Consider the following 8,259-nt stretch of genomic DNA (forward strand, 5'->3'; position numbering starts at 1 on the left):
GGATATTAGAAATCTATTATACCATTCATTTTCCAAAATTCCCAACGGTACAATACCCAGACATTCTGCTTTGAACGAAGTGAAAATACACGTGCAACTTTCAGGTGCATAAGTGGGCACTGGTTCTCCAGTGACTCTTTTCGGGCTCTGCCCAGAACTGAAAGTATCTCAAATTAAATTTCCAATATTTTAAAATTTTTCTTTAACTATTGCTCTTATTTTGAAATAATACAAAAGGTTTAAAATTTTTAAAATATAAAGAGAGGAAGGATAAGGTGGAAACTAAAGTAGAATTCGAAAAAGTCGCTTACAGTCTCAACGAATGGTATATAACCATAAAGCAAAACAACATTCTCAAAGCTACAGCCATGCGAGAAAAAATCGTAAACACATTTCCAAACATGGAAGAAAATCAGAACGTCCTACTGTATTTCAATCTCATAGACTCAAGATTTAAACTGATGACAGAAAACTATAAAGAATCAGGACAACTACTCAGTAAAGTAGACAATGCAACACTGGAAAAAGGCACAGATGACATGATTCAATACTATTTTTATCTCTTCAACGGCATGTATCACTTTTATGAAAAAGATTTCATCGAAGCAATCAACTTTTACAGAATCGCAGAGAGGAAGCTTAATAAAGTGCCCGACGAAATAGAAAGGGCAGAATTTCACTATCAAACTGCGAGTGCATATTACGAAATCCGCCAGAATTTTTTCTCACTAAATCACGCTGAAAAAGCGATTCAAAGCTTTGAAGCACACAAAAACTACACAAACCGAGTCATAAAATGCACAATGCTTTTCGCAATGAACAAAGTTGACCTTCAGCAATGGAAAGAAGCAATTTCCCTATACGAACATGCCATACATATCGCTTCTCAAACTGATGACGGTCATTCCGAAGGCTTAGGTCATTTTAATTTAGGCATATGCTATGAGAGACAGGAACTTCTTGAAGAAGCCAAAGAAAGCTTTATCAAAGCAATGAATATACCCGCACATTGCGATTCGGTTTACTCCATTCGTTCAATGTACATGCTGAGCCGAGTTTTATACAAATTAGGTTCAAAGGAGTCCGCCCGGGAATGGAGAACAAAAGCGATTGTATATGCTGATAAAGTAAATGAAGAAATATACAAAGCCAAACTGAACCTCATATACTTTCTATACGATGCAAATGATTCAGTATCTTTTGACTTAAGCATGAATGTACTCAAAGAGAAAAATTTGTGGTCTGAGGTGGCTGATCTATTTCTTAATGCAGCTCTTTATTACAAAAAGCAGGAAAACGCTGATCTGTCATCTAAATATTTTGAGGAGGCTTGCACAGCTAAGGATCAAATATTAAAGTTTACGGAGGCGTTATCATGCTAAAACGTACTGTCTTAATTACCACTACCATTCTTGGATTGCTTCTTTTCTCCGGACACGATTTCGGAACAAAAGAAAACGGATCGCTAGGCATCACAAGAGATTTTCAAACAGCCGAAAATGGAGCACTGGGTTAAAATAACAAAATAAAAAGGCGGACTCTAAAGAGTCTGCTTTTTGTATTTTTAAACGTGTTTAAATGTCCCTATATTCAATTTTCAAAAGTTTTCCTATAAAATTTTAATCTCCTGATAGTCATTACTTATTCTCAACTACCCTTGTAACAACTGGGCTCTGCCCAAACCCGCCAACGGTCAGCCCGTTGGATCGCAAATATTCAAACCCCCTACCCCCGATCTTCGGGGGATGCCCCTTCGGCTGGCGCAAACAAACGGGGTTTGTTTGAAACAATAGGCTTTGGGTGTGGTGAATGAGTCAACTCCTTAATGCTCACTTTCGTTCCGCTTACCGTTGACTAATAACTTATGCTTCTTTTCCACTGGATGTCGTTGTCTCGATGCTAGCGACAAGGTTCGTCTCACTCTCTTTTACTCGTTTCTCATTTCCTCAAATCAATGTCGCGCGGCTCACACTTCTTGTCGCCAATCTCAGTCCATTTATGGCGCACTTATACACACCCCTGTGTGTGCTAAAATCTCTCGATTTTCGGCAGGCGTGTAACAAAAACAGCAGACTCTTCTTTCAAGTCTGCTGTTTTCAATTTAAACCAGATTAAAATATGAAGCTAAACCTTTTTTACTTTGGATTAATAATGACTATTCTTATTAGCTTTTTTCCTCTTTACAATCTTGACAATGAAATAAATCAAAAGAATAGAAGCTCCAAGCACAGAAAAATTATAAACAACGTCAAACCAATTTACCTGAGATACTTCAACCAAAAGAATCCCTCCCTTTAAAACTTAACAGTATAAGTAACTGATTTAGAATACCCAACTGGTTGGCCTACAACATTCATACCATACAACTTAGTACCTCTTACATAAGCCTTCCCACCTGTTTTTTTCGCATTCAAATTATACCATGTTGACCTTTGTGTCCAAGTAATAGCAAAAATTACGCCGACCTGTTCACTCCATACATTTACCTTTTTAACCTTTCCACTAACTCTATTTACACGAGCATAGGAACCAATATATCCAGTTCCGTTGTATTCTTTAAAACTATAAGTTTTTGTCGTAGTCTTAGCTTTAGATGATGCTTTTGCCGTTGCTAAGGCCATTAAAGAATTACTAACAAATTGATCATTTTCTTCACTAGCATAATTTTCTGCTAAATCCTTAGCATTTTCTTCTTTAAGAAAATCTTCAAATTCTTCAATAGAACTAAAATTTAGTGAATGTTTCTGATTCACTTTAGTATCAGAAACAATATCAAATCCATATTTTTCAGCAATTTCATTAGCCTTATCAACAGTATCTACTTTCTGCTCCTCTGCCTTTGTATAACTTCCTCCTACAAAAAGTGAAGAAACAGAAAAAACTAAAATAGTCAAAACAACAAATAAATTTTTCAAAATAACCCTCCTAAAATAATAAAAATATATAAAAACATAACATATTTTTTTAAAAAAAGGTCATTTAGTCTATGTATTTTAAAGTTATTTTAAGTTTTATTCAAAATAATTGTTCTAAAAGTTTCATATTTTCATAGCTATTTCGATTAATTAGAAAATTATATAGTTTTTTATGCCAACATGCCAACGTGCCATGACCTCAAACGTTTCATTGGCTACGTCATCGTCATCTTCTTCAATTCTGACAAGATCCCCATCTTCAGCATCCGTCAAATTGAGTTCTTGATGGATCTCTTTCAAGATCCCCCCATAACCGATCAACCGTCTTGCACTAAGTGCACCATCCAAATAATAGACCGTATCTAAATTTTCCTCGGTCACTTCATTCCCACGTATCACATCAGTGTCTTTCACTGGATACTTAGAAATCTCTAAAATAGCTTTCTGCTCTTCCATTTCTGCCCGCACTTCTTTTTCAATCGCTTCCGCATCAATCCCCTTTTTTCCCTTGACCCGCTGCACATGCACAATCGGTGTGTAATCCAGTTTCATTGCCCTTTTCCAAAGGCTTGTCCATTCTGATTGTTTAATATAGTTATGAGTAAAATAACTCTTTCTCACTGGAATCAATACATGAAAATGAGGATGGTATGTATTTTGTTCATGATTTTTCGTAATCTCTAAAGCTCTGAAAAAACCAAGTGTTCCAGTTTTCACTTTTTTGTATTGAAACAGCTTTCTAAAACCTTGCATCATATCAGTAATCGTTTGTTTTAAATCATCGCCCTCAACATTTTTCACTGTCAACGTGAGAAATATCCATGCGGGCTTATATTGTCTGTTTGCTTCTTCAACAATCAATTTATTATGACTCGCAATTTTTAACGACCTTCGCCACGCACACATCGAGCATAACCTCACTTTACAGAAATAAGCATTTGATAATCGTAACCTGCCTGTTTCAATATCTCTTCTAAACACAAGACACTCTGCACAATTACATACTTTTTCAGCTTTTTTTCCGTAATAAGGTGCACCGGTACGCTTTTCAAGTCCTTCATAATGAGCCGCCACAAGCGACGATCTCACCTTTTTCCCTCGCCAATCCCGCTTTTTACCTGTTGCGGTTTTATCGTCAAGGATGCTATAATTTGATTCATCTGAATAAGACAAAGTAAAAACTCCTTCTGCTATTATTTAAGTGTCCGCAAAAATAATAGAGTGCTAGATAACTAGCGTCAGAAGGAGTTTTTACTTTGTCTTATTCAGATGAATCAAATTATAGCATCCTTGACGATAAAACCGCAACAGGTAAAAAGCGGGATTGGCGAGGGAAAAAGGTGAGATCGTCGCTTGTGGCGGCTCATTATGAAGGACTTGAAAAGCGTACCGGTGCACCTTATTACGGAAAAAAAGCTGAAAAAGTATGTAATTGTGCAGAGTGTCTTGTGTTTAGAAGAGATATTGAAACAGGCAGGTTACGATTATCAAATGCTTATTTCTGTAAAGTGAGGTTATGCTCGATGTGTGCGTGGCGAAGGTCGTTAAAAATTGCGAGTCATAATAAATTGATTGTTGAAGAAGCAAACAGACAATATAAGCCCGCATGGATATTTCTCACGTTGACAGTGAAAAATGTTGAGGGCGATGATTTAAAACAAACGATTACTGATATGATGCAAGGTTTTAGAAAGCTGTTTCAATACAAAAAAGTGAAAACTGGAACACTTGGTTTTTTCAGAGCTTTAGAGATTACGAAAAATCATGAACAAAATACATACCATCCTCATTTTCATGTATTGATTCCAGTGAGAAAGAGTTATTTTACTCATAACTATATTAAACAATCAGAATGGACAAGCCTTTGGAAAAGGGCAATGAAACTGGATTACACACCGATTGTGCATGTGCAGCGGGTCAAGGGAAAAAAGGGGATTGATGCGGAAGCGATTGAAAAAGAAGTGCGGGCAGAAATGGAAGAGCAGAAAGCTATTTTAGAGATTTCTAAGTATCCAGTGAAAGACACTGATGTGATACGTGGGAATGAAGTGACCGAGGAAAATTTAGATACGGTCTATTATTTGGATGGTGCACTTAGTGCAAGACGGTTGATCGGTTATGGGGGGATCTTGAAAGAGATCCATCAAGAACTCAATTTGACGGATGCTGAAGATGGGGATCTTGTCAGAATTGAAGAAGATGACGATGACGTAGCCAATGAAACGTTTGAGGTCATGGCACGTTGGCATGTTGGCATAAAAAACTATATAATTTTCTAATTAATCGAAATAGCTATGAAAATATGAAACTTTTAGAACAATTATTTTGAATAAAACTTAAAATAACTTTAAAATACATAGACTAAATGACCTTTTTTTAAAAAAATATGTTATGTTTTTATATATTTTTATTATTTTAGGAGGGTTATTTTGAAAAATTTATTTGTTGTTTTGACTATTTTAGTTTTTTCTGTTTCTTCACTTTTTGTAGGAGGAAGTTATACAAAGGCAGAGGAGCAGAAAGTAGATACTGTTGATAAGGCTAATGAAATTGCTGAAAAATATGGATTTGATATTGTTTCTGATACTAAAGTGAATCAGAAACATTCACTAAATTTTAGTTCTATTGAAGAATTTGAAGATTTTCTTAAAGAAGAAAATGCTAAGGATTTAGCAGAAAATTATGCTAGTGAAGAAAATGATCAATTTGTTAGTAATTCTTTAATGGCCTTAGCAACGGCAAAAGCATCATCTAAAGCTAAGACTACGACAAAAACTTATAGTTTTAAAGAATACAACGGAACTGGATATATTGGTTCCTATGCTCGTGTAAATAGAGTTAGTGGAAAGGTTAAAAAGGTAAATGTATGGAGTGAACAGGTCGGCGTAATTTTTGCTATTACTTGGACACAAAGGTCAACATGGTATAATTTGAATGCGAAAAAAACAGGTGGGAAGGCTTATGTAAGAGGTACTAAGTTGTATGGTATGAATGTTGTAGGCCAACCAGTTGGGTATTCTAAATCAGTTACTTATACTGTTAAGTTTTAAAGGGAGGGATTCTTTTGGTTGAAGTATCTCAGGTAAATTGGTTTGACGTTGTTTATAATTTTTCTGTGCTTGGAGCTTCTATTCTTTTGATTTATTTCATTGTCAAGATTGTAAAGAGGAAAAAAGCTAATAAGAATAGTCATTATTAATCCAAAGTAAAAAAGGTTTAGCTTCATATTTTAATCTGGTTTAAATTGAAAACAGCAGACTTGAAAGAAGAGTCTGCTGTTTTTGTTACACGCCTGCCGAAAATCGAGAGATTTTAGCACACACAGGGGTGTGTATAAGTGCGCCATAAATGGACTGAGATTGGCGACAAGAAGTGTGAGCCGCGCGACATTGATTTGAGGAAATGAGAAACGAGTAAAAGAGAGTGAGACGAACCTTGTCGCTAGCATCGAGACAACGACATCCAGTGGAAAAGAAGCATAAGTTATTAGTCAACGGTAAGCGGAACGAAAGTGAGCATTAAGGAGTTGACTCATTCACCACACCCAAAGCCTATTGTTTCAAACAAACCCCGTTTGTTTGCGCCAGCCGAAGGGGCATCCCCCGAAGATCGGGGGTAGGGGGTTTGAATATTTGCGATCCAACGGGCTGACCGTTGGCGGGTTTGGGCAGAGCCCAGTTGTTACAAGGGTAGTTGAGAATAAGTAATGACTATCAGGAGATTAAAATTTTATAGGAAAACTTTTGAAAATTGAATATAGGGACATTTAAACACGTTTAAAAATACAAAAAGCAGACTCTTTAGAGTCCGCCTTTTTATTTTGTTATTTTAACCCAGTGCTCCATTTTCGGCTGTTTGAAAATCTCTTGTGATGCCTAGCGATCCGTTTTCTTTTGTTCCGAAATCGTGTCCGGAGAAAAGAAGCAATCCAAGAATGGTAGTGGTAATTAAGACAGTACGTTTTAGCATGATAACGCCTCCGTAAACTTTAATATTTGATCCTTAGCTGTGCAAGCCTCCTCAAAATATTTAGATGACAGATCAGCGTTTTCCTGCTTTTTGTAATAAAGAGCTGCATTAAGAAATAGATCAGCCACCTCAGACCACAAATTTTTCTCTTTGAGTACATTCATGCTTAAGTCAAAAGATACTGAATCATTTGCATCGTATAGAAAGTATATGAGGTTCAGTTTGGCTTTGTATATTTCTTCATTTACTTTATCAGCATATACAATCGCTTTTGTTCTCCATTCCCGGGCGGACTCCTTTGAACCTAATTTGTATAAAACTCGGCTCAGCATGTACATTGAACGAATGGAGTAAACCGAATCGCAATGTGCGGGTATATTCATTGCTTTGATAAAGCTTTCTTTGGCTTCTTCAAGAAGTTCCTGTCTCTCATAGCATATGCCTAAATTAAAATGACCTAAGCCTTCGGAATGACCGTCATCAGTTTGAGAAGCGATATGTATGGCATGTTCGTATAGGGAAATTGCTTCTTTCCATTGCTGAAGGTCAACTTTGTTCATTGCGAAAAGCATTGTGCATTTTATGACTCGGTTTGTGTAGTTTTTGTGTGCTTCAAAGCTTTGAATCGCTTTTTCAGCGTGATTTAGTGAGAAAAAATTCTGGCGGATTTCGTAATATGCACTCGCAGTTTGATAGTGAAATTCTGCCCTTTCTATTTCGTCGGGCACTTTATTAAGCTTCCTCTCTGCGATTCTGTAAAAGTTGATTGCTTCGATGAAATCTTTTTCATAAAAGTGATACATGCCGTTGAAGAGATAAAAATAGTATTGAATCATGTCATCTGTGCCTTTTTCCAGTGTTGCATTGTCTACTTTACTGAGTAGTTGTCCTGATTCTTTATAGTTTTCTGTCATCAGTTTAAATCTTGAGTCTATGAGATTGAAATACAGTAGGACGTTCTGATTTTCTTCCATGTTTGGAAATGTGTTTACGATTTTTTCTCGCATGGCTGTAGCTTTGAGAATGTTGTTTTGCTTTATGGTTATATACCATTCGTTGAGACTGTAAGCGACTTTTTCGAATTCTACTTTAGTTTCCACCTTATCCTTCCTCTCTTTATATTTTAAAAATTTTAAACCTTTTGTATTATTTCAAAATAAGAGCAATAGTTAAAGAAAAATTTTAAAATATTGGAAATTTAATTTGAGATACTTTCAGTTCTGGGCAGAGCCCGAAAAGAGTCACTGGAGAACCAGTGCCCACTTATGCACCTGAAAGTTGCACGTGTATTTTCACTTCGTTCAAAGCAGAATGTCTGGGTATTGTACCGTTGGGAATTTTGGAAAATGAATGGTATAATAGATTTCTAATATCC

General features: G+C 36.1%; 8 protein-coding genes. 4 read left to right on the forward strand and 4 right to left on the reverse strand.

Annotation, left to right across the window (positions count from 1 at the left end):
- Nucleotides 1-275 precede the first annotated feature (275 nt).
- Together R0K30_RS20830 and R0K30_RS20835 are read left to right on the forward strand one after the other, a co-directional pair.
- Nucleotides 276-1,382: a response regulator aspartate phosphatase gene (locus tag R0K30_RS20830; protein WP_410612649.1), complete on the forward strand. Its 1,107-nt coding sequence runs from the start codon at nucleotides 276-278 to the stop codon at nucleotides 1,380-1,382.
- Entirely contained in the window at nucleotides 1,376-1,516 is a 141-nt protein-coding gene (locus R0K30_RS20835; protein ID WP_410612651.1) for a hypothetical protein, read from the forward strand. Before R0K30_RS20830 ends, R0K30_RS20835 begins: the two co-directional genes overlap by 7 nt.
- A 778-nt stretch (nucleotides 1,517-2,294) precedes the next feature.
- Here R0K30_RS20835 and R0K30_RS20840 read toward each other — a convergent pair.
- Both R0K30_RS20840 and R0K30_RS20845 read right to left on the reverse strand, forming a co-directional pair.
- Complete coding sequence (locus tag R0K30_RS20840; RefSeq protein WP_410612653.1) at nucleotides 2,295-2,915, reverse strand: hypothetical protein; 621 nt, start codon at nucleotides 2,913-2,915, stop codon at nucleotides 2,295-2,297.
- A 150-nt stretch (nucleotides 2,916-3,065) separates the two neighbouring features.
- Nucleotides 3,066-4,088, reverse strand: coding sequence for a protein rep (locus R0K30_RS20845; RefSeq protein ID WP_410612655.1), 1,023 nt, complete (start codon nucleotides 4,086-4,088; stop codon nucleotides 3,066-3,068).
- A gap of 83 nt (nucleotides 4,089-4,171) precedes the next feature.
- Here R0K30_RS20845 and R0K30_RS20850 point away from each other — a divergent pair, with 83 nt between their 5' ends.
- Nucleotides 4,172-5,194: a protein rep gene (locus tag R0K30_RS20850; protein WP_410612655.1), complete on the forward strand. Its 1,023-nt coding sequence runs from the start codon at nucleotides 4,172-4,174 to the stop codon at nucleotides 5,192-5,194.
- A 150-nt stretch (nucleotides 5,195-5,344) separates the two neighbouring features.
- Nucleotides 5,345-5,965, forward strand: a complete 621-nt coding sequence (locus tag R0K30_RS20855) for a hypothetical protein (protein ID WP_410612653.1) — start codon at nucleotides 5,345-5,347, stop codon at nucleotides 5,963-5,965.
- Nucleotides 5,966-6,743: 778 nt separating this feature from the next.
- Here the strand turns inward: R0K30_RS20855 and R0K30_RS20860 are convergent.
- Nucleotides 6,744-6,884: a hypothetical protein gene (locus R0K30_RS20860; protein ID WP_410612651.1), complete on the reverse strand. Its 141-nt coding sequence runs from the start codon at nucleotides 6,882-6,884 to the stop codon at nucleotides 6,744-6,746.
- Entirely contained in the window at nucleotides 6,878-7,984 is a 1,107-nt protein-coding gene (locus R0K30_RS20865; RefSeq protein WP_410612649.1) for a response regulator aspartate phosphatase, read from the reverse strand. Before R0K30_RS20865 ends, R0K30_RS20860 begins: the two co-directional genes overlap by 7 nt.
- Between the last annotated feature and the right edge of the window lie 275 nt (nucleotides 7,985-8,259).

This window comes from Bacillus sp. SIMBA_154 (assembly GCF_046536015.1).
GTDB classification, from domain to species: Bacteria; Bacillota; Bacilli; order Bacillales; family Bacillaceae; genus Bacillus; species Bacillus pumilus_P.

Coding starts and splice junctions, on each gene's coding strand:
- R0K30_RS20835 (WP_410612651.1), top strand. CDS start 1,376: ATGCTAAAACGTACTGTCTTAATTACCACTACCATTCTTGGATTGCTT.
- R0K30_RS20860 (WP_410612651.1), bottom strand. CDS start 6,884: ATGCTAAAACGTACTGTCTTAATTACCACTACCATTCTTGGATTGCTT.